The sequence below is a fragment of the Fischerella major NIES-592 genome, assembly GCF_001904645.1.
In the GTDB taxonomy this organism is placed as follows: domain Bacteria; phylum Cyanobacteriota; class Cyanobacteriia; order Cyanobacteriales; family Nostocaceae; genus Fischerella; species Fischerella thermalis.
Genome location: NZ_MRCA01000016.1, coordinates 75,769 through 97,757 on the forward strand (window position 1 = coordinate 75,769; position 21,989 = coordinate 97,757).

The 21,989-nt window shown below is 40.7% G+C and carries 22 protein-coding genes and 1 tRNA gene; 14 read left to right on the forward strand and 9 right to left on the reverse strand.

Going from position 1 to position 21,989, the window contains the following annotated elements:
* Window positions 1-184: 184 nt before the first annotated feature.
* The 6 genes from NIES592_RS20940 to NIES592_RS20965 all read left to right on the forward strand — a co-directional run bounded on the left by NIES592_RS20940 (window position 185) and on the right by NIES592_RS20965 (window position 5,466).
* A complete protein-coding gene (locus NIES592_RS20940) occupies window positions 185-493 on the forward strand; it encodes a helix-turn-helix domain-containing protein (protein ID WP_009459051.1) in 309 nt (102 codons plus the stop codon).
* Window positions 494-922: 429 nt separating this feature from the next.
* Window positions 923-1,906 (forward strand): alpha-ketoacid dehydrogenase subunit beta, encoded by a 984-nt coding sequence (locus NIES592_RS20945; RefSeq protein ID WP_062245593.1) that lies wholly within the window; start codon window positions 923-925, stop codon window positions 1,904-1,906.
* A 113-nt stretch (window positions 1,907-2,019) separates the two neighbouring features.
* Entirely contained in the window at window positions 2,020-3,435 is a 1,416-nt protein-coding gene (gene secD, locus NIES592_RS20950; protein WP_073556785.1) for a protein translocase subunit SecD, read from the forward strand.
* Window positions 3,432-4,400, forward strand: coding sequence for a protein translocase subunit SecF (gene secF, locus NIES592_RS20955; protein ID WP_062245588.1), 969 nt, complete (start codon window positions 3,432-3,434; stop codon window positions 4,398-4,400). Before secD ends, secF begins: the two co-directional genes overlap by 4 nt.
* Window positions 4,401-4,501: 101 nt before the next feature.
* Window positions 4,502-4,903, forward strand: a complete 402-nt coding sequence (locus NIES592_RS20960; protein WP_062245585.1) for a hypothetical protein — start codon at window positions 4,502-4,504, stop codon at window positions 4,901-4,903.
* Between the two features lie 101 nt (window positions 4,904-5,004).
* On the forward strand, window positions 5,005-5,466 hold the full coding sequence (locus NIES592_RS20965; RefSeq protein WP_062245583.1) for a GNAT family N-acetyltransferase: 462 nt from the start codon (window positions 5,005-5,007) through the stop codon (window positions 5,464-5,466).
* Window positions 5,467-5,580: 114 nt separating this feature from the next.
* Here the strand turns inward: NIES592_RS20965 and NIES592_RS20970 are convergent, their stop codons facing one another.
* The 6 genes from NIES592_RS20970 to NIES592_RS20995 all read right to left on the reverse strand — a co-directional run bounded on the left by NIES592_RS20970 (window position 5,581) and on the right by NIES592_RS20995 (window position 11,088).
* Window positions 5,581-6,480, reverse strand: a complete 900-nt coding sequence (locus NIES592_RS20970; RefSeq protein WP_062245581.1) for a sensor histidine kinase — start codon at window positions 6,478-6,480, stop codon at window positions 5,581-5,583.
* An 89-nt stretch (window positions 6,481-6,569) separates the two neighbouring features.
* Window positions 6,570-7,157, reverse strand: a complete 588-nt coding sequence (locus NIES592_RS20975) for an L-threonylcarbamoyladenylate synthase (RefSeq protein WP_073556786.1) — start codon at window positions 7,155-7,157, stop codon at window positions 6,570-6,572.
* A gap of 180 nt (window positions 7,158-7,337) precedes the next feature.
* Window positions 7,338-8,252 carry a peptide chain release factor N(5)-glutamine methyltransferase gene (gene prmC / locus NIES592_RS20980; protein ID WP_073556787.1) on the reverse strand — a complete coding sequence of 305 codons (915 nt, stop codon included), beginning with the start codon at window positions 8,250-8,252 and terminating at the stop codon, window positions 7,338-7,340.
* Window positions 8,253-8,535: 283 nt separating this feature from the next.
* Window positions 8,536-9,363, reverse strand: a complete 828-nt coding sequence (locus NIES592_RS20985) for a Tic22 family protein (protein WP_062250472.1) — start codon at window positions 9,361-9,363, stop codon at window positions 8,536-8,538.
* A gap of 830 nt (window positions 9,364-10,193) precedes the next feature.
* Window positions 10,194-10,267 (reverse strand) — tRNA-Pro (locus NIES592_RS20990).
* Window positions 10,268-10,542: 275 nt separating this feature from the next.
* Entirely contained in the window at window positions 10,543-11,088 is a 546-nt protein-coding gene (locus NIES592_RS20995; RefSeq protein WP_062245575.1) for a GNAT family N-acetyltransferase, read from the reverse strand.
* Between the two features lie 295 nt (window positions 11,089-11,383).
* Here NIES592_RS20995 and NIES592_RS21000 point away from each other — a divergent pair, with 295 nt between their 5' ends.
* Entirely contained in the window at window positions 11,384-12,103 is a 720-nt protein-coding gene (locus tag NIES592_RS21000) for a hypothetical protein (RefSeq protein ID WP_062245572.1), read from the forward strand.
* A gap of 90 nt (window positions 12,104-12,193) precedes the next feature.
* Window positions 12,194-13,126 carry an alpha/beta fold hydrolase gene (locus NIES592_RS21005; protein ID WP_062245569.1) on the forward strand — a complete coding sequence of 311 codons (933 nt, stop codon included), beginning with the start codon at window positions 12,194-12,196 and terminating at the stop codon, window positions 13,124-13,126.
* A gap of 63 nt (window positions 13,127-13,189) precedes the next feature.
* Here the strand turns inward: NIES592_RS21005 and tsaD are convergent, their stop codons facing one another.
* Window positions 13,190-14,233 carry a tRNA (adenosine(37)-N6)-threonylcarbamoyltransferase complex transferase subunit TsaD gene (gene tsaD, locus NIES592_RS21010; RefSeq protein WP_062245564.1) on the reverse strand — a complete coding sequence of 348 codons (1,044 nt, stop codon included), beginning with the start codon at window positions 14,231-14,233 and terminating at the stop codon, window positions 13,190-13,192.
* Between the two features lie 487 nt (window positions 14,234-14,720).
* On the opposite strand from tsaD, the gene NIES592_RS21015 reads away from it, so the two are divergent.
* The 3 genes from NIES592_RS21015 (at window position 14,721) to NIES592_RS21025 (ending at window position 16,347) form a co-directional block, all read left to right on the forward strand.
* Window positions 14,721-15,218 (forward strand): Photosystem I reaction center subunit III, encoded by a 498-nt coding sequence (locus NIES592_RS21015; protein ID WP_062245561.1) that lies wholly within the window; start codon window positions 14,721-14,723, stop codon window positions 15,216-15,218.
* Between the two features lie 37 nt (window positions 15,219-15,255).
* On the forward strand, window positions 15,256-15,393 hold the full coding sequence (psaJ, locus tag NIES592_RS21020) for a photosystem I reaction center subunit IX (protein ID WP_009459082.1): 138 nt from the start codon (window positions 15,256-15,258) through the stop codon (window positions 15,391-15,393).
* A 435-nt stretch (window positions 15,394-15,828) separates the two neighbouring features.
* A complete protein-coding gene (locus tag NIES592_RS21025; protein WP_062245558.1) occupies window positions 15,829-16,347 on the forward strand; it encodes a photosystem I reaction center protein subunit XI in 519 nt (172 codons plus the stop codon).
* 201 nt (window positions 16,348-16,548) lie between these two features.
* Here the strand turns inward: NIES592_RS21025 and gmk are convergent, their stop codons facing one another.
* Together gmk and remA are read right to left on the reverse strand one after the other, a co-directional pair.
* Window positions 16,549-17,148 (reverse strand): guanylate kinase, encoded by a 600-nt coding sequence (gmk, locus tag NIES592_RS21030; RefSeq protein ID WP_009459089.1) that lies wholly within the window; start codon window positions 17,146-17,148, stop codon window positions 16,549-16,551.
* A gap of 208 nt (window positions 17,149-17,356) precedes the next feature.
* Entirely contained in the window at window positions 17,357-17,623 is a 267-nt protein-coding gene (gene remA / locus NIES592_RS21035) for an extracellular matrix/biofilm regulator RemA (RefSeq protein ID WP_009459091.1), read from the reverse strand.
* A gap of 797 nt (window positions 17,624-18,420) precedes the next feature.
* On the opposite strand from remA, the gene NIES592_RS21040 reads away from it, so the two are divergent.
* The 3 genes from NIES592_RS21040 to NIES592_RS21050 all read left to right on the forward strand — a co-directional run bounded on the left by NIES592_RS21040 (window position 18,421) and on the right by NIES592_RS21050 (window position 21,958).
* The gene (locus tag NIES592_RS21040; RefSeq protein ID WP_178379599.1) at window positions 18,421-19,710 is read left to right on the forward strand and encodes a serine hydrolase; all 1,290 of its coding nucleotides are present in this window, start codon (window positions 18,421-18,423) and stop codon (window positions 19,708-19,710) included.
* A gap of 306 nt (window positions 19,711-20,016) precedes the next feature.
* The gene (locus NIES592_RS21045) at window positions 20,017-20,964 is read left to right on the forward strand and encodes an NAD-dependent epimerase/dehydratase family protein (RefSeq protein WP_073556788.1); all 948 of its coding nucleotides are present in this window, start codon (window positions 20,017-20,019) and stop codon (window positions 20,962-20,964) included.
* A 775-nt stretch (window positions 20,965-21,739) separates the two neighbouring features.
* Window positions 21,740-21,958 carry a DUF4327 family protein gene (locus NIES592_RS21050; RefSeq protein ID WP_009459095.1) on the forward strand — a complete coding sequence of 73 codons (219 nt, stop codon included), beginning with the start codon at window positions 21,740-21,742 and terminating at the stop codon, window positions 21,956-21,958.
* Window positions 21,959-21,989: the final 31 nt, after the last annotated feature.

Below are 21,989 nucleotides of genomic sequence, written 5' to 3' on the forward strand. Positions count from 1 at the left end.
TCAACCACTAAGTTTATTGTCTTAGTGTCAGTATTACTTCTATCAAGTTGGTTTGTTTACTTGTCAGAAGGTACAGCGATTACCTATAAAATAATATAGTTAATAATATAGACCTTAGTTGGCTTTTTTACGTCAATTGATTTAATAAATGCATTCATATAGTTATCAAAGGGAGCATTTAGGTATGGATATGCAAGTCCTGAGAGAACGCGCGGGGCTTAGCCGTGCAGAGGTTGCCTTCAGGCTTGCAATCAGTGAAACTAGCGTTCGCAACTGGGAAGCAGGCCGTACTGAACCCACAATGACGCCTAAAAAATACCTAGAAGCGTTGCGATTATTCAAATGCACACCAGAAGAATTAGCAGCAGCAAGCGAAAAATCTATCAACCAACGGCATAAACGCAAACCAGGAAGACCAAGGAGATTTCCCAACAATCAATTAAATCAGGTAACTCCTATGCCTGATGCGCCTGCTGCTGAAATACGGATATAGCTCAAGAGATCACAGATATTACTATCTCAAAATTTATGGGAAAATAATGAAATTAACTGATAAAATTTATACGCTCCATTCAAGGGCGTTGTAGACTTCTTTTGTCAGGCTGTCCCAGAATTAAATCAGTTATCAATGATCAGTAAACAGTTATCCAGCTTGTTCACTGATAACTGATAACTATTAAAGCCGGTACACAAAACTTTGTGTTGAGCTAAGTGTCGGCAATAGACGTACAATATCGCTGTGGCAGCAGTTGACCATTTGCATCGCAATTTCTGTCTTACTCCAAGAGCATTAGTTTGAGAAATACCTGAAGTTATCCAAGATATTGATGTGTTTACACGTATTTAGAACAGCAGCATCGCTGACCGTATTTACAGTAGAAGCACGATAAGATTCTAGAACAATAAGTGTACAAGAGGTCGAATGGCAGAAACACTACTCTTCAACGCCTTACGGGAAGCCATTGATGAAGAAATGGCGCGTGACTCCACAGTATTTGTACTTGGTGAAGACGTAGGACATTACGGTGGTTCCTACAAGGTGACAAAAGACTTGTATCAAAAATACGGAGAACTCCGAGTTTTAGATACCCCGATCGCCGAAAACAGCTTCACCGGTTTAGCAGTAGGATCAGCAATGACCGGGTTACGACCGATTATCGAAGGCATGAACATGGGTTTTTTGCTCCTTGCCTTTAACCAAATCGCCAACAATGCCGGTATGCTACGCTATACCTCCGGCGGTAACTTTAAAATTCCGATGGTAATTCGTGGCCCTGGGGGTGTAGGGCGTCAACTTGGTGCAGAACATTCCCAACGATTAGAAGCTTACTTCCAGGCTGTACCTGGCTTAAAAATAGTTGCTTGTTCCACACCTTACAACGCTAAGGGACTGCTGAAATCTGCTATTCGCGATGATAACCCAGTCCTATTCTTTGAACACGTCCTGCTTTACAACTTAAAAGAAAACCTGCCAGAAGAAGAATACCTGTTACCGCTAGATAAAGCAGAAATTGTGCGTCGTGGTCAAGATGTGACAATCCTCACTTATTCACGGATGCGTCATCATGTCACGCAAGCTTTGAAAACATTGGAAAAAAAAGGTTATGACCCAGAAGTCATTGATTTAATCTCTCTTAAACCCCTGGATATGGAAACCATTGGGGCATCCATACGGAAAACCCATCGAGTGATTATAGTCGAAGAGTGTATGAGAACAGGAGGCATTGCCGCAGAATTAATAGCCTCAATAAACGAGCGCTTTTTTGATGAATTAGATGCACCTGTACTGCGGCTTTCTTCCCAAGATATCCCCACGCCTTACAATGGTACATTGGAGAGATTGACAATTGTTCAACCAGAGCAAATTGTCGAAGCTGTAGAAAAAATGATGGCTTTGCGAGTTTAGAAACAACTTGTTGGTTGTTGGGAACAATCAACAACCAACATTTAAAAACTTAACTCTTCACTCATAATTGATCAAAGAGCGCTATTATAGCGTTTGTCGAAGCGAGTGATGGTATGCAAAGACAGCGATCGCTATTAGCCCTAATTTTAGTTATGGTAATTGCCGCTATTGCGGTAATTGCCACAATTCCTATACCCCTGGGACTGGACTTGCGGGGAGGTTCACAACTGACTATTCAGGTGAAGCCAACACCAGAAATTCCACGCATCACTGAACGAGAATTAGAAGCTGTCAAAAGTGTCGTGGAAGGACGTGTAAATGGTCTTGGTGTCTCTGAACCTGTAATTCAAACAGTTGGAGAAGACAAGATTTTAGTGCAGCTACCTGGAGTTAACGATCCAGAGGAAGCAGAAAGAGTACTAGGCGGTACAGCACAGTTAGAGTTTCGCCAACAAAAACCAAACACAGAAACTCAGTTGTTTGCTTTACGAACTTCACAACAAGAACTTAAACAACAACAGCAACAATTAAAAAACTCTAACGATACCGCAGCGATTGCCAAAAATAGAGAAGCGCTGCAAAATAATAGCAAAGCGATCGCTGAATTATTTGAGAGTACCAATCCACCACTCACTGGTCAATACCTGAAGGACGCCCGTGGCGAACCAACCTCAGGTAATAATTGGGAAGTTGCTATTCGCTTTGATCAAAAAGGTGGTGAACTTTTTGCCCAGATCACTAAAAACCTTGCTGGTACAGGTCGCAGTATTGGGATTTTTCTGGATAATGAACTGATTAGTTCTCCCGTAGTCGGACCGGAATTTGCAGCCACAGGTATTACTGGTGGTGGTGCTGTAATTACTGGTAACTTTACACCCCAACAAGCCAACGAATTAGGTGTGCAACTCAAGGGTGGTTCTTTACCCGTACCAGTAGAAATTGGTGAGATTCGTACAGTAGGAGCAACCTTAGGTAAAGACAGTATCCAAAGCAGTATATGGGCAGGTGTTGGTGGTCTGATCTTAGTTCTCATATTCATGGTGATTTACTACAGACTACCAGGAGTAATTGCGGACATAGCACTAATAATTTATTCTCTCTTGACTTGGGCTAGTTTTGCTTTGTTGGGCGTTACACTCACCCTACCGGGAATTGCAGGTTTCATCCTCAGTATTGGTATGGCAGTTGATGCCAACGTACTTATATTTGAGCGTACACGGGAAGAATTACGAGCAGGCAAAACTTTATATCGTTCAGTAGAATCAGGTTTTTATCGCGCCTTTTCTAGTATTTTGGACAGTAACGTCACGACTTGGATAGCATGTGCGGCACTATTTTGGTTGGGATCTGGTTTAGTTAAAGGGTTTGCCCTCACCCTGGCTTTAGGCGTAGCGGTAAGTATGTTCACAGCCATTACCTGTAGTCGGACGTTCATGTTCTTGGCAATTTCTATTCCTTCCTTAAAGAAACCAGAACTATATTGTCCTGGTGTGTCAGCAGCCTCAAACAAGACGGAGGTGGCCCAATGAAACTAAGTATTAACAAATCGCGATCGCTATGGTGGGGTATTTCCTCCATCATTATTCTTGCTGGTATCATCTCAATGGTAATTTCCTGGCAACAAATAGGCGCACCCCTCCGTCCCAGCTTGGATTTTGTTGGTGGTACACGCTTGCAGTTTGAACGGGATTGTAGCAACCCAGATAACTGTAATCAAGCCATTGATATCAACGAAGTTCGGGAAGTAGCCAACGCCCAAGGACTTGGTGACAGCAGTATCCAGATTGTCGCTGACAAGGATACAGGCAAAGAGAACGGTGTATTAATCCGGACAAAAACCCTGGATGTAGAGCAGCGTACTAAGTTACAAAACGCCCTCAGTGAGAAAATTGGCACATTTGACCCACAAAAAACCCAGATAGATACTGTTGGTCCAACAATTGGAAAAGAATTGTTGAGGAGTGGCCTGATCGCGCTCGTAGTCTCTTTTATTGGTATTATTGTTTACTTAACTTTCCGCTTTCAGTTAGACTTCGCTGTCTTCGCGATTATTGCTCTATTCCACGACGTTTTAGTGACAGTAGGGATTTTCTCGATTCTTGGCTTGGTGGCAGGTATAGAGGTAGACAGTCTATTCATTGTTGCCTTGTTGACAATTACAGGTTTCTCTGTGAATGACACCGTGGTAATTTATGACCGGATTCGGGAGACACTGAAAATCAATCCGAATCATCCGATCACTGAGATTGTTGATGATGCAGTCAATCAAACTCTCACACGTTCCATCAATACAACGTTAACAACCTTGCTAACATTATTTGCGATCTTCCTATTTGGTGGAGCAACCCTGAAGAACTTTTCCCTCGCCTTGATTATTGGTTTTACGATGGGTGCTTATTCCAGTATTTTCATTGCCAGTACTCTGTTAGCTTTATGGCGAGAACGCAAAGCCCAACCTGTTGTTTCTTCTACTTCAGAATCTATAAATAGTTAGTTGGTTGTTAGTGGTTAGTGGTTAGTAGTTCTTTGGTTGTTGTTTGTTGGTGGTTAGTAGTTAGTAACTATTCCCCACACTCCCCCACTCCTCCCTCGCCTATGGATGAACCGGAAGCTTTATATCCCAGTGCAAACTCTGATAATAATTTGACAAAACAGATACAAAAGCTACATCGCCTCACAGTATATGGGAGATGGCTGTTTGTTGGTTTTCTGTGGCTGACTATTGCACCTTGGTGCTTGTGGAGTCTACGTGAAGAGATCGCTTTGTGGAGACAATATTTTACTTGGGTAGCTGTCAGATATGGGCTTTATTTCCATCCATTTGCTACCCTTGGTTTAGCTTTTTGCATCGGCATGACGGTTGCTGTTTTGGTTTGGCAAAGTCGTAATATCCTATTTGGGCTACCGCAACAAGACAAGGAACGTCTTAAAAAACAGGTATTTCGCATACGTCAACAAGGGCCGAGTCATCCCCTGTGGAAGTGGATTTGTCAGTAAACCTTGAATTATTTATTACAAAATAGTTGCCATAGAACCATAAAGGCTGTATCTTTTCCACAGCGAAACTCAGCCAAGGTACTGCCTAAATTGGTGCGATGATGAATTCTTCTCAGATTCAATTTAGCGATCGCAAATCAAAAATAGACCTTTACCAACTCCAACAGCTATTAAATGCTTCAGCTTTCTGGGCAAAAGGACGGAGTATCGAAGATCTAGGAGTAGCCATTGCCAATAGTGACCCTGTGATTAGCATTTGGGATGGGCAACAACTAATTGGCTTTGCCAGGGCAACTTCCGACTGTATTTATCGTGCCACAATTTGGGACGTTGTGATTCATCCAAACTATCGTGGTAACGGACTAGGTAGTAAATTAGTAGAAACAGTTGTGAGTCATCCTCGTCTACAACGGGTAGAACGTGTCTACTTAATGACTACTAGCCAGCAGCAATTCTATGAAAAAATTGGCTTTCAAAAAAATTCCACTACTACAATGGTGCTTTACAATCAATCAAGTTTGAGTTCTGTGCCAACAGCAGAAATTCAGCTTCAGGAATCATGAATCAGTCAACACTCAAGGATTAGTAGTTAGTGGTGATTGGTTATTTCCCCACTCCATGCTTACGGGAAGCCTATGAGCACGTCTACACACCCCTCATACTCCTCATACTCCTCATCACCCCTGCTTCCTAGGAATAGCCACTTGTAACCTAGTCATTTCTTCAGCTTGTTCTGTTGTTAAAGGAGGAACAATTTCTAATTTACCTCCCATCACTTCTAGTAGAGTTTGATTCAGCAAGAACTTCATTCCTGGGTCAAAGGCAATATTATCTTCCTCAGGTTCAGCAAGTTTATTGCTAGATGAAATTAAATCTATTGGTTCAGACTGTAAAACAGTTTGTTTCGGCACATCCAGCCAAACATAAACAAATTTATCTTGAGGACAGGCTTGGGTAGATATATAAATACCGCCTTCCTCCATCTGAGCGATCGCAGTTTCGATTAAATTGATTAATACTTGTTTGAACCAACGAGAATCTACTACCACTTTCAATTCTGATTCTGGCAGTAAAACTTTGAAGGGGAAATTGCGATTTTCTGCCAGCATATAAGTTAAATCATAAACTTCCTGCAACAAATCTTTGAGCGATCGCGGTTGCAAGTCTAGTTTATTTGTACCATGTTCTAATCTGGCAACAGTGAGAATTTCATCAATTAATTTCAGTAGCTTGAGTGTCCGGTCATGAGCTTGTTTGATAAACTCTCGTTCTTCTTCTGGGTTTTCACACAAATTTGCCAAAATTAGCTGTTGTAAACCAATTAAACCATTGATTGGCGATCGCAATACATGGGTAGTCCGTGCTAAATACCCAGCTTTAAACTGACTCATTTCGCGCGCCATTTCATACGCCAATTGCGTTTGTTTGATCTGTTGTTGGAGTTTCACTACATCCTGTTGTTCTGTTGGTAGCACTGGGGATGAACTAGATGGCTTATTTTTACGTGCCAATAATCCATTAAAACCCAATCCTAATAATAGTCCTGCTCCTAGATATGCCCAGTTACTCCAATCCATACATTTGGCAAATATAAACATTATCAGTGTCAGTTATCAGTTATGAGTAAACAAGCTTGATCACTGTTCACTGACAGCTGATAACTGATTTAATTCAGCTTAACTCCTCCTTGCCGTAAAATCTGCCAATTCATCCCAGTCCATTTGGCAACAGTGGAGGGTATTCCATTTCCTGGTATTTTACTTTCGTATTCTGTGCTAGCTAATGCCAGAACTTCAGGAAACTGAGCTGTGATTTCTGCCATTGTCTGTAAAGGTGGTTGACCTGACAAATTAGCACTAGTGGTAGCAAGAGGCCCTGTTTGCGCTAATATCTTTTGAGCGATCGCACAATCAGGAACGCGGATACCAATTGTCGTTGGATCTATAGGATTCATCGCTATTGGTACTCGTGCAGAGGCTGGTAAAACTAAAGTCAGCGCCCCTGGCCAATATTTGTCAGCAACTTCTTGCCAAATTTGATACTCTTGTGTATTTCCTTTGACAAAAGGCCAAAGTTCCTCCGCACTAGCTGCCATTAAAATTAATGGTTTATCTTGAGTGCGTTGTTTAGCTTGAAAAATTAAGGCAGCCTGCTCTGGTAAACTTGCCAAAGCGGGAACGGTGTCTGTGGGAAAACTGATTAATTTGCCTGCCAGTGCACCAGCTACGAGGGTATCAAAGGAAACTTGTGCCATTTTAAAGTTATGAATTATGAATTACGTAAGACTGTGAATTGAAGAAACAATATAAGGTTTTTTGGCAATTGCCCTATTGATTTTGATTGACGTAGAGACCCCCAAGGGCGTCTACGATTTAAAAAACATGATTTTAATTCACATTAGGCGTGAATGATGAATATGAATTATGTTTATAGTTCATAATCTTTGGGCAAGGGCAAAGCGTTCTATACCAGCTAAATCAGTATAAATTTCAATATCGCAGTAGCTGCCTTGATTTTGTAACATCTCCTGCACAGCATCCGCCTGTCCTGCCATCATTTCTACAAGCCAGACTCCACCTGATTTTAAATAAGTCGGGGAAGTTTCGACCAAATAACGAATACAGTCTAAACCGTCGTCACCACCATCAAGTGCTAAATGTGGCTCATGGTTGACAACTTCTGGTTGTAAGATTGACAGGGTACTGCTAGGGATATAAGGCGGATTCGACACCATACCACTCAATCGTCCTTTGAAAGACTCCAGGGGTTCCCACCAATAGCCTTGATAAAATTTGATGCGATCGCTCAGCTTGGCATTTTGGGCATTAATTTGAGCGATCGCAACTGCTGCGCTGGAATAATCAACAGCATGAATTGTCGCCTCTGGTAAGGCATCTGCTAGCCCAATGGCGATTGCTCCACTACCAGTTCCTAAATCTGCCCAGTGTCCTTGTTGTAGACCCAGTTCGTTCTTACTCTTGGCAATTGCTGCTACTGCAATATCAATCAACAACTCTGTTTCTGGTCTGGGGATTAAAACCGCAGGAGAAACTGTGATTTTCAAGTTTCGCCAAGGTGTAACTCCTGCGATGTACTGTACTGGCAGGCGTTCCTTTAATCGTTTTTGCCAGAGTAGATCTAATTCTGCTAAAGGCAAATGTAACTGAATTTGTGCCCAGTCTTTAAACGATTCCAAGCGTAGCGCCAAACGATCTAATCCAGCTATTTCTTGTAATAGCCAGTCTACCTCGGTAGGTGATACATCAGCAGCGATCGCTGCGGCGATCGCCGCTTGACGCCATTGCCAGAGTTGCAAACCAGAAATTTCTTTGGGCTGTTGCTCCGCCATGATTAACAGTTAGCAGTTATTAGCTAATTTCAATGACTCAAATCGTTGAAGAGTGAACAGTCTCAAATTTGTAAAAGGAATCCCACACATAAAATGTGTGGGGAGATATCAGTTTGTTGACATACCTCCTCGTCCTAAAAGCAAGGATTCCTTGACGCTTCACAGAAACTTGCTACTAGGTAATCTTACAGTCTCTCCACGTCCGTTTAGAGTCTCCCAATGCCCTATGGCGACTACTAGGACGGGGTTTTAGACCCAAAATCTCGATAACTGATAAAGCTAGTTATTTTTTCGGTTGAGTGGGTGGTGTGACAGCATTATTGGGCTTGAGATTTGGTGTCGCAGCTGTGTTAGGTGCATTAGTCCTTGGCTGCTTGCTGATATATTCTAAGCTTTCTGAAGAAGGTACTAAAGTAACTTGCTTCAACCACTCATCGTTTTTTTGCTGCAACGTTTGGATGACACCTTCAATATCAACTACCTGAATTTCCGCTTTGGGAATATCTTTCTTGACTTGGTTCAACAAACCTTGGGCGTCTTTTTTACTCAAAAACAAAGGCACAATTTCCTGATTGTTAGACTTGCGTTTGACTGAAACATAGCCCTTATCTGCTGATTGAACAATAAACACGGGTACAATTAAACCTTTGACCTCTTGACCTTTTTGGCGTAGTAGTGTAATTGCTCCTTGAAGATCTTGCTGTCCGGGTTGAAGGGCAAACAAGACGCGGTCTGGTTTATTCCTGTCTTCTCGGAGCTTTTGATAAACCATTCCCATAGGTACAGGTTTTACTTGCAGGGTTTTCACCATTTCTACAAGTTTCGGGTCTTTTTGCTTCCGCAGTTGCTCTAAAAAGGCCTGCGCTTCTTGTCCGTTCATAAATACATCTGCCACCGTAGTACTTTTTTGTCCGTTTTGGGCAGGAGGCAGAGTACGAGTTAGGGGTACACCTTGAGGGTTAGTGATGAGAAAAACAGGTACTTCATTCAGTTTTTCTGTTATTTGTTGGTCTGGTAATGCTAGTACTGGGGCATTTCCGCTAAAAACTGTTGCCAGCAGAGTACTCCCCACTAAACCTAATGTTGTACCCCAGCGAACCAATGATTTCATGACTTCTCCTAGCATCAATATTTTTTATCGAGTCAAACAAATTGTTATAGTCGCACAGAACCAACTAGTTTCTGTTATGGTACCTGTTCTACTAGTGGACTGTGCAGTAGTTTGTTCGTCAATTTCTCATAGAGATTGACAGCAAAGTAACGTAGATAGATGCCTGCTATATGTTGCTTTCAGACGGCGAAAACTCTCCCGCTTGTAAAGGCGACAAATGCCATTTTATTGCCTTTACTATGCCATAGTTGACGCCATATGCCAGTCATTCGTTCCATCTCCTGCATGACATGATTGCCTTAATCTACACATATCCTCCAATACATTGAATTTGTCTTTTATACCTCAAAACTAAGCTGCCAGCAAAATTACAAAGTTTTATTTTTCCGCAATAATCGGTAATTAAAGTGCAAATATAATTACCAAAACTTTTCTGAAAATATCTAAGATTAAAATATAGTCAATTTTTATTTATTTATGAGAAAATGAAAAGCTGCATATAACTTGGTCTAAATATAAAACAATAATTATTTAACCAACTGAATCTATAAGTGATAAATCACAGATAGATTGTGAATTGCGACACTATCTACTTGATAGAACTATCTATCTGAATCAATAATTACTATAGATTTGCGTATATTTCTCTTGATTAGAAAAAATCTCTTCCATTTCTTATGCATATTAGTGAGCAGTTACATTCTTGTTGGATTAATGTTTCTAGCAATCGTGTAGGAGTTGTGGAGACAGTCCAGACCCCCGACTTTTTCCAGAATAAAAAACCCTAGACCAATTCAATGATCTAGGATTACATAACTGAATTTTTGAAGTCGGGATGACAGGATTTGAACCTGCGGCATCCTGCTCCCAAAGCAGGCGCGCTACCAAGCTGCGCTACATCCCGTTAATTCCAATATCTTATCACAGTTGGGAGCGTTTACACAAAATATAAATACATAAAAGCCTAGACTCTTTTATTCTACATCTTATGACTATACGCAAACAAGGATAAATCTACAAGGAAGTCGTTTATATGTCAAGAAATAGGGGTATAGCGCCAAGCAAGGAGCAAAGCAGCTAGGTTAGGAATTTAACTGTATTTATACCTATACTGCTATTACGGTATCTTCTAGCAAAAATATATGTTTATTAATTGGGCTAATTAAATACATTTGCTGCTTACTGAGGATACCAGAACATACCTTTAATGCCTTCTGGATCTGACATGAAACCCAAGCTTCGGTAGAATTCTACAACATGGGGATCAGCAAAAAGAGTTACATTACTGATTTCTTCACTCCTCAGTTTTTTGAGAACATATTTCATCAGTGCTTTACCTAGCCCTTTACCTTGAAAGTCTGGATGAACTACCACATCCCAAATCGTGGCATTAAAAGCATGATCCGAGGTAGCACGGGCAAAACCAATGAGTCGCCTTTTATTACCTCGCACTTGCCACATTGAAGCAACGAGAAAACTATGCTCAATAGCTTTTTTAACTTTTCTTAAAGGGCGACGCGACCAACCAACCGCATCACATAGTTCTTCAAGTTCATATAAATCAATATCTCTTTCTGTACTAAAAACAATGCGAGCCTCCTGGGTAGAAGCTTCGGTGACGCCACTGGAGTTACCAGCGCTGTCCACTGTATGCTCTTCAAAGGAAGTAGTTTTAGTTGTTGCGATCGGTTCAGAAGCACTAAACCAAGTTTTCCAAAAACCCATGCCAGCGTGGTTCGGGTAGTATAACTGAATTGGTTTCTAATGAAAGAGTGTTTATTAACGCTTATCTGAGTCAGTTATGTCTAAGTATCTCTCACATCCGTGTTTTTGGCATAGTCGAGAGTTCCAATGACAGTTCTCAGTAATCGTTTACTTCACATCAATCATTTTCAACTTTAGCATTTTGTAGTAAGGCTAGGAAAAATTAACCAAAAGGACGACAACTTAAAACTAAATAGCACACAAAACGTACGAAAGCTTTAGATTTGATCACAGCAAGCAAGGCTTACCTCCAACAATGGCTTCTGGTTTAAAATCTTCAACACTGGAACTCCTAAAACGCTTTAATCGCGCATTTCCTCAGTTTTATGAGCAATTTGTCAGCAGTGAAATTCAACTGCAAAATTTACGCTTGGCCTACCGCCTATATAAAAGCAGGCGCGCAGTTATTGAACTGAAGCCGGAAGGTAGCAAAAGTGCTTTGCATTTTGCTTACCGTAACCAATCGTTTTTGCTCAGCGATATATTTGGTGTACTTGCAGCTTATGGGCTAACAATTCACGGTTTAAGTTTATACGGTCAGATTCGACCACCAATGCTGGTATTTATCAAACTACTAGTTTCCCGTGGTAGTAAAGCCTTGAGCGAGAAAACTTCCGAAAATGTCTGTCGCGCGGTTCGAGAAGCTTTAGCAGGGCGGTTTGAAGTAGAAGAAATGCTGGCAGTAGAATTCAATCTTGATGCTGGTTTAGAGCAGGTACAAACTGAATTTTACGTCGATCCAGTTTTTCATCTTCCTGCTTTAGTCATAGAGGCTGACAACCAACCGGGATTATTTTATAAAGTAATGTATGCCATTTGGCAGGAAGACCTTTTGGTAGTCAATGCCAACTTGTTAGTATGGCGTGGACGTACACGCTTGATTCTCTATTTGCTAGGGCCAAATGAAAGTCTAATTCCAGAATACTTAGGTCACAAAATTGCTGAAGGGGTGCGACAGAGGTTGTTGGGCAAATGAAATGAAGGATGAAGTGTGAAGTGTTAAGTTCAATCTTTCGTCCTTTATTCTTGTGCTGTCGTACCCACTTGTTCGGAGTACGATAGAAATATGGCTACCATCGAAATCTTGGGCGTTCCACACGCATACGAACTAACAGCTCCCACGTCCTATCCCCATACTTTGGTATTCGTTCACGGTTGGCTCAATAGTCGTGGCTACTGGCAACCTGTAATTTCTCGCTTGTCCGGTGATTTTCAGTGTCTGTCTTATGATTTAAGGGGTTTTGGCCAATCCCAGCCCAATAAATATACTGATTTTATTCATCAGGGAGTTTCTTTTGAACTGAGTTCTATCCAGCGCAGTGACTTTGCCAATCCTTTTGAGTCTCTTTACACACCAGCTGCCTATGCACAGGATTTAACTGCTCTGTTGGAACAGCTAAATATTACCAGTGCCTGGCTTGTTGGTCATTCCTTGGGAGGTACGATCGCTCTCTGGGGAACTGCTCAGAAGCCTGAGCGCATTCGGGGAGTCATCTGTATTAACTCTGGTGGCGGTATTTATCTCAAAGAAGCCTTTGAACAATTTCGCCTTGCAGGTCAACGGTTTTTACAAATTCGTCCGCGATGGCTTAGTCAAGTACCTTTAATTGATTTGCTATTTAGCAGAGCGAGTGTGGTGCGTCCTCTAGAACGCTACTGGGCGCGCCAGCGGATCGTTGATTTCATTAACGCAGACCCAGAAGCAGCTTTAGGAACATTGCTAGATTCCACAACTGAGGATGAAATCAACCGTTTACCACAGTTAGTCGCCCAACTAAAACAGCCAATCTATTTCATTGCAGGCGCTCAAGATAAGGTCATGGAACCTAAGTATGTCCGTCATTTAGCAAGTTTTCATCCGTTGTTCCAATACAGTGGTAACAATGTGATCGAAATTCCTGGCTGTGGTCATCTAGCTATGTTAGAGCAACCAGACGCGGTTGCTGACCATATCCGTTCAATTGTTTTTAAACACTCAGAAATAAAGGTTAGGGATTAGGAGGATAAGGAAAACAAGGAAGATACGGGAGAAAATAAACACCAATGCCCGATCCCTAATACCCTATCCCTCATACAACTCCATCACCTGCGTCAATCCGAGGCGAGAGTGAACGCCAAGAGTTAAAGGTGAGGTATGACCCCGGCTTAAATGGTCAGAGGCGGCGCAAGCAATCATCGCGGCGTTGTCAGTGCAATATTTAAGAGGAGGAAACAAAACCCTGAGATTATATTCTGTGGCTGCGGATTGTAAGTGCTTTCTCAATCCACTGTTAGCTGCAACACCACCACCCACAGCAATTGTATGTAGACCATAGTCGATCGCACAAGCTATTGCCCTTTTAGTGAGCGACCGCGCCACGGTATCTTGGAAACTTGCTGCAATATCTTTTATTGGTACTGGTTGCTCTTGTTTCTCAAATTGCTGCACCAGACGTAGCACAGCTGTTTTTAAGCCACTAAAACTCGCATCGTAGGGATGATAGCCACCATTCGGTAAAGAAACTTTCCCGAATGGCAGGCTAAAGGCTTGGGAATTTCCTTGTTGTGCTAACTTATCTATGATTGGCCCCCCAGGATATCCTAACTTCAAAAGACGGGCGACTTTATCAAAGGCTTCGCCAGCAGCATCGTCACGAGTTTCGCCCAGAGTTTCGTATACACCACAATCTTTGACGTAGATCAAGCTTGTATGTCCACCGGAAACTAGTAAGCTTAAAAAAGGAGGCTTGAGGCTGGGTTCGCTGAGGTAATTAGCGTAAATGTGACCTTCTAGGTGATGAACACCCAAAAATGGTTTGTTGTGTACCATTGCCAGGGTTTTGGCAGCAGTTAACCCAACTAGTAACGCTCCCACCAGCCCAGGCGCGCAGGTGGCGGCGATACCATCTATCCCTTGCCAATCTAGCCGGGCTTGTTCCAAAGCTTGAGCGATCGCTATATTAATGACTTCTAAGTGCTGTCTAGACGCCACTTCTGGCACTACGCCGCCATATTGACTGTGGACAGGAATTTGCGACGTAACAATATTACTTATTACTTGACGATTGTTAACAATTGCTACAGCAGTTTCATCACAGCTGGTTTCTATCGCTAAAACGCTTGCCATTACTGGGTTATGCTTAATAGAGACTAGTTTGAGAAACTTTAACTTTTATTTACTTCAACTTTACTCGGTTCACAGGCAAGAGTATGATTGCCATAGACTCAAAACCCACTAAAATAACAGGAAAAATCAGAAATTTTGTCAGATTAATATCTGTCAAAAGTTTTGTTTATCCTACTTTGATTGTGGATTTAAACTCCACAATTTCACAAAAGACCAGATAAGAAATATTAAATTTCTGCTGGTCATCAAAAGTGAACATGCTTCTACATAAAGTAGTCGAAAATTGATCACATCCTTTTTCGACAAAGGTTGTTTTAGTTCAGCCATTGGGTGTGATTCCCAAAAACATAAAATAAAGGTAATTTTAGTATTCACCTTTATTCTATGAAACTATACTGACGTAATAGTTGTGCAAATCAAAATTGTACAAGCCGCTTCGTTTTGTACAATATTAAGATTTTGTTTCGTAATGAAAGGAAACAATTCCATGCGACGCTTGTTTGCTTTGATTTTAGCGATTTGTCTTTGGTTGAACTTTGCTCCTGCCGCTAATGCGCTGGGAGCTGACCTTGTACCTTGTAGTGAATCTTCTGCCTTTGCTCAGCGTGCACAAGTTGCTCGCAACACCACCGCTGACCCCCAGTCTGGGCAAAAGCGATTTGAGCGTTATTCTCAGGCGTATTGTGGTCCTGAGGGTTTACCTCACTTAATTGTGGATGGTCGTTTAGACCGTGCTGGTGACTTTTTAATTCCCAGCATCCTCTTTTTGTATATTGCTGGTTGGATTGGCTGGGTTGGTCGTGCTTACCTGCAAACAATCAAAAAGCAAGGAGGCGACGTAGAACAGAAGGAAATTCAAATCGATGTTCCCTTGGCATTGCCAATCATGCTATCCGGCTTTGCTTGGCCAGCAGCAGCAATCAAAGAATTGCTTTCTGGTGAATTAACAGCCAAGGATGAAGAAATTCCCATTTCACCACGCTAGTATTGCTTGATTCATTGACTACTTCGGAGATTAATTCATGGATAATCAAAGCCCTTTCTTTAAGTTTCTTAGTACAGCACCTGTAATCACTACAATATGGCTGTTCATTACAGCAGGCATTTTGATTGAATTTAACCGCTTTTTCCCCGATCTACTTTTCCACCCGTTGCCGTAAGAAATAACGGGTTTTAGTTTTTGAAGGGTTTAGTTAGTAGGAGCGAAGCATTTGTATTATTTATATTTCTCGCTAAAGCGAAAATTTTATTGTACAGATGCTTCGCCCGTACAGTAGTTAGCTTGAGTAAATAATAAATAAATAGTAACTACTCGCTGCTAAATATTATAAAAAGAGTATTTTAACCTTTAAATGTTGATAACAACATGATTCTTTGTGTTATCAAAAATTAAAAATACCCCTTAACTTCTCTGTGCCCTTTATGGCTGATAAATATAAATCTTCAACAAGCTCAAAGCTAAATAATCAGGTATTTTTAGGTAGTAGGAAAGTAAATTAATTTTTCTAAACTTTAGTTTTCAAAAATGTCATTAAAAGACAATTATTATTAATATAAAATATTGCCACCTTACTGTTGAGAGGCGAAATTAAAATATGGCGCAAGCAGTAGATGCATCAAAAAATCTTCCTAGCGATCCTAGAAATCGGGAAGTAGTTTTTCCAGCAACACGTGATCCGCAAATTGGCAACTTAGAAACACCTATTAATTCTTCTGCCTTAACCAAGTGGTTCATTAACAACTTGCCTGCCTATCGTCCAGGTATAACTCCTTTTAGAAGAGGACTGGAAGTTGGCATGGCTCATGGTTACTGGATTTTTGGTCCCTTTGCTAAATTGGGTCCCCTGCGGAATACTGTGAATGCTGACTTAGCTGGTTTGTTATCAACTATTGGCTTACTCGTGATTTTGACAATAGCCCTATCTTTGTATGCTAATAGCAATCCTCCCGAACCAGTTGCTAGCGTGACTGCACCTCATCCTTCTGATGCTTTCCACACTAAAGAAGGTTGGAGCAACTTCGGCAGTGCTTTCTTAATTGGCGGTATTGGTGGTGCTGTTACAGCCTACTTCTTAACTGTCAATTTCGGATTGATTCAAGGTTTCTTTGGTTAATATACGTGTTTGTTAATGGTTAGTGGTTAGTGGTTGATGGCTAATAACAATTACCAATTACCTATTATCTACTAACTACTATTTACTAACTATTAACTACTAACAAAATACAAAGGACACAAAGAAAAGGCTTAGTAAGTCTTGCTTTGTGCCCTTTGTCGCTTTTTGGGCAAATAATAGGGGTTTTTTAAGGGTGCTGAACTATCCAAACAAAGTTGCTTCTATAGATTTGAGGGTTGTTTCAAAATCGTCATTAACGATTTGAATATCAAATTCATCAGCAGCATTGATCTCATCTTGGGCGCGGCGTAGACGACGAGCGATCGCTTCTTCGGAGTCTTGTCCGCGAGTACGTATCCGTTTTTCTAACTCGCTGAATGAAGGTGGCAAGATAAAAATACTCAGTGCTTCGGGAAAGGAACGGCGTATTTGTCTAGCTCCTTCTAACTCTATTTCTAGTAAAACCAATTTGCCAGAACAAATTTGGTTGATGACTGGTTCACGGGGAGTACCGTAATAGTTGCCAGCAAATTCTGCCCATTCTAAAAATTCACCAGCTGCCACCAATTGTTCAAATTTACTACGGCTAATAAAGTAATAATCTTTGCCGTCGATTTCTCCTGGACGAGGAGAACGAGTAGTTGCGGATACCGAATAATAAAGCTCTGGATGACGCGCCAGGAGCGATCGCATTAAAGTCCCTTTGCCGACACCACTGGGCCCGGTTAAGACAATTAGCTTGCCAGAAGATGGACAATCTTTGGTAGTAGCACCACTCTGGATGGATAAAACTTGCATCATCCGCTCAACCTGTGAATTAATTAATAGACATTATTTATTGGTAATTGGTAATTGGTAAGAACACCTATTACATATTACCTATTCCCTTTCCCACAGATTTTCTGTGACTAACAGAATTTTGTAGTATGAGTGACAGAAAATTTGTCTATTTCACATGTTACTGCTGATATGGCGCAAATAGGAGTAAGAATTTTCATCAACTCCTGATTTAGTTATCTACCGCCTGATGCTCACGGGAAACCACAAAACGATTCGCAACCGTTTCCGGTTGAATCGCCGAGAGGATAACATGGCTGGAATCGGTAATAATTACAGCCCTGGTACGGCGACCGTAGGTTGCATCAATAAGTTGACCTCGATCGCGTGCATCCGTAATGATTCGCTTAATAGGGGCAGATTCTGGACTGACAATGGCAACTACTCGGTTGGCGGACACAATATTGCCGAAACCGATGTTGATTAGCTGAATGTCCATAAAAAACTAACACCAAATGTGGTGTGAGAAGCCTAATTAGAACTATTTCCCATGTTATCCCCAAAAAATAGCAGTTACAACGCTTTATTTCACCGTAAGTGGTCTTTTTTAAAAAGAAATGCTTTTTTAGGAATTTTTTATATCAAATAACTAAATATCTGCCTCAAGATATAGGCACAATTATCAGAATACAGGTAGTAGCTGTATCTGTATCTAGGGATTAAAATCTAGGTGTTAACAGTGCTACACAAAATTAAAAACTCAAACTCAAAAAAGCTTGTATTTTGGTTTGTTTAGCTAATTTTAGATAGTATCTTTATTGTCGCTGCCACGTACTCAATATCAAAGATTGAAAAAGATAAATTTGTTTGTTTGATACAAGACTATCATGAATGCAGTCACTAACAACAATCAATTAAACCAGATTTTGATAAACATTTATCCATCAGATTTGATCTCGTAAATTAAGTGTGAAATCTTCTGTTCCTTATCCTGTGACAATTTTAGTCTCTTAACCTCATTTTTGCGTGAGATAGCACGTTATTAAAATTTGTAATCAATATGAATCAGACATTGTAATTTCATACAATTTACTGTTACAGACAATCGAATCTGAATTGTTTTATACTGCATATTTTTGGTAATATAATTACGCTTGTTGTTGTAACTAGAAGTTGCAAACTATATCCATACACAAGCCAAAAATAAATATGCAGAAATCGCCTCAATCCAAGGTTTCATCTCAGCAAATCTCAGCACTAAGCTTCATTGCCAGATTCAATACTGCAACCGTAAGAATGACTATTCCATTTGTGCTGGCAGCTGCTTTGATGGCTAAGTACGTGACTACACAGTCTGCAAGAACATCTGCTGCACAACCATTAAATTCACTGAATGCTGCCGCACCAGGCGGTATTTTGCTTGCTGCCAAATCATCTACTCAAAAAACATTAAAATTACGTACAAATGTACCAGACTCTGTAGTAGTTCCTGCAACGTCATCTGCTCACAAAAAATTAAAATTACGCACTACTCCGCCACCACGTCCTAATTGGGCGATCGCTAAAGGAATGCCTATTCCTTCTCGTCTTCCAGGAAAAGAAAATACAGAAGTTGCCTACAATCTCGACACACCTCCAGATTTTAAATACAGCCAAGAGTTGCAAAAAATCGTTAATGAAGTTGTGAAGCTAACTGCTGCTGAAGGTCTGCCGAAAAAACCTTTATCAATTACATTGATAGATGCAAAAACAGGTGAGACAGCAGGATATCAGCAAGACACACCCAGATATCCTGCTAGTGTAGTGAAAACATTCTGGATGACGGTTTTATATTCCCAAATCGAGAGTGGGATTTGGAAAAATGAAAATGATTTTATTCCTTATATCGCCAAAATGATTCAGGAGTCTGATAATGAGGCTGCGAGCTATATTGTTGATCAAATTACTGCTACACGTTCTCAACCTAGACTCAAGAGCGAAAAATTTAAAGGTTTGAAAAATAAACGTGAACAAGTAAATAGGTTTTTCCGGGAAGCTGGCTATAAACGGATTAATGTGAGCCAAAAAACATTTCCGCTTTATTACCTCAATCTTCCAGAACCTAGAGGTAGTGAGTCGCAAATGTTGAGTACGCCTGTTTGGAATCCGAATCGGATTACAACCAGACAAGCAGCCAGACTCATGTACGAAATTTGTTACCTGAAAACAGCTGTTTCTCAAGAAGCTAGTCAAAAAATGTGCAACTGGCTAGAAAGGGATTTAAATCCGAAAGCTTGGCAAGATCCGGATTTGTATGCTTTCAATCCTGTAAGAGGTTTTTTAGGTCAGTCTTTATCTAAAAATAACGTTAGTTTTCATTCTAAGGCTGGTTGGACTTCTCGCTCCCGTGCAGAAATGGCCATGGTTTCCACAGGAGATGATAAAACAACCTATATTTTAGCCATTTTTGGTCAAAGTCCTGCATACTCCAATAGCGTAGACATCTTTCCCCAAATTTCTCGTCTTGTCTACAAACGTATGACTGCTCGTGATACTAAACCAGAATCTAAGCCTGTAGCACTTTCCAATCTACCTGATGTGAATTAAAGTCTTGACCAAACAAAGGCAGACACAGACAGTCCCGATGAAAAGATTTCACCACCAAGCATAAAAAACCTCACAACACCCGTAACCCCCACTCCCTTGGGTGAGTGGGGGTCCTGAGTTACCCTCTGTGCGGGTCCACCAGAGGGGTGGCGTAGCCGGGGTGAGGTGACTTTTAAGCCAGAGGCTAAAAGGTAGAGGAAGACAACAAAGTAATATTTAATATAAGTAATTAAGTAATGGCAGTTAATACCTTATAAGCATTAACCTGTGAATATCCAGTTAAAAAATATCCAAAAATAGGACACTATGGCTAAAAGTATAGTTACCGGAGCAGCAGGTTTTATTGGCTCTCATCTTGTAGAAGCATTGTTGAAAAGAGGAGAAGAGGTAATCGGCATTGATGAATTTAATGATTACTATGACCCTACAATCAAGCGTAAGAATATTGCACATTTGCAAAATCATCCCCGCTTTACATTAGTAGAAGGAAATATTCAGTTTCTAGACTGGAAAACACTTCTAAAAAATGTTGATGTAATTTACCATCAGGCAGCGCAGGCGGGAGTAAGGGCTAGTTGGGGAGAAGGGTTTCGTGCCTACACTGAACGAAATATTAACAGTACTCAAGTTTTATTAGAAGCAGCAAAAGATACTCCCTCTCTCAAAAGATTGGTATTCGCTTCTACTTCCAGTGTCTATGGTGATGCTGAAACTTTACCTACCCATGAAGAAATTTGTCCCAAGCCTGTTTCCCCTTACGGAATTACCAAGCTTGCAGCTGAGCGTTTATGTGGACTTTATCACAAAAATTTTGGTGTGCCATTTGTATCTTTGCGCTATTTCACTGTTTATGGCCCGAGACAGCGCCCTGACATGGCGTTTCATAAGTTTTTTAAAGCAGTTTTAACAGATGAAGCAATTCCCATTTACGGAGATGGACAGCAAACCCGAGACTTTACTTTTGTCAGTGATGCTGTTGCAGCTAATTTAGCTGCCGCTACCGTACTAGAAGCTGTAGGGGAGATATTTAATATTGGCGGTGGTAGTAGAGTGGTTTTAGCAGAAGTTTTGCAGACAATGGAAGAAATAGTTGGACATCCCATCAAGAAGAACCATGTAGAAAAAGCAATGGGAGATGCCCGTCATACTGCGGCAGATGTGTCAAAAGCACAAAAGGTTTTAGGATATCAGCCACAAGTTTCTCTATATGACGGCTTAAAACAAGAATGGCAATGGATACAATCATTTTATTAAAAAATAAGGCAGAAGGCAGATGGTGAGTCAGCGACTCTTACGCAGGAGGTTCCCAATAAGCGACTGGCGTAGATGCCTAGAGAGGTTTTTTATGCATGAGTGTGAAATTTTTTCATCGAGACTGCCCTCAGCATAGTTGCCTTATTTTCAAACTAGAGTACGCCTTTGGGATGAAAAAATCTTCCTGAACCACTAAGACTCCAAGACACAAAGAATTTTCATCCCTTTTGGTGTACATGGTTCATTACGGCTATTTAATTTTCTGTTTTCTTTTGATTTGGTTTCTAAGAAAAACATTAAATTTTTATAAAAATTGAAATTTACATTCTCCAACTCCAAAGGATTACGATATGCTATATAACAATTTTCTAGAAATGGTAGATGTCTCAATCCTGTAAATTTTGCTGTTACTCAAAAATCTACCGTTAAGCCCTTGTTTCAATGGGTTTGTCAAATAATGCACACATGTTGATGAAAAAACGAATAAGATTGTACTATTGTTTCCCTGCTATATTATCTATGCTGGGAAGAGGTGGAGTTTATTGATATAAGTGTCTGCAAAGGTTGGTAGTCACAATTAAACTTTTTAGTGGTGATTACCGTACAAAACCGAATTTGCTAGGAACTCAGTAGAGTTAGTTATGATATATTGAAGAAGCTAAGACTAGCTTTACCAAAGTACTAAACTCTACGGATAGACAATGGCTCCAAAATGGAAAGCGGTTTTGACTAAGCATTTACCAAACCAAATCTGAATTGAAATTCAATCGAGGTTATGATTCAGCAAGTAATTCACCCAATGGTGAAATTGCAGCGTAATGTGCAATCACTCGTAGACTCAAACATTATCAAGCCAACTGATAGTATCTGGAAAATCGCTCTGCTGTTCGGTAATGAATGGCAGTATTGGAAAAAAGAATTATTGGATTTTGGATTTAATATGCAAGACCCTGTTAGTGATTTATTAGCAGTAGAGGCTTGGGACGAAGAGTAAGCATGAGAGTTGTTTGTTGTTGGGAATAACA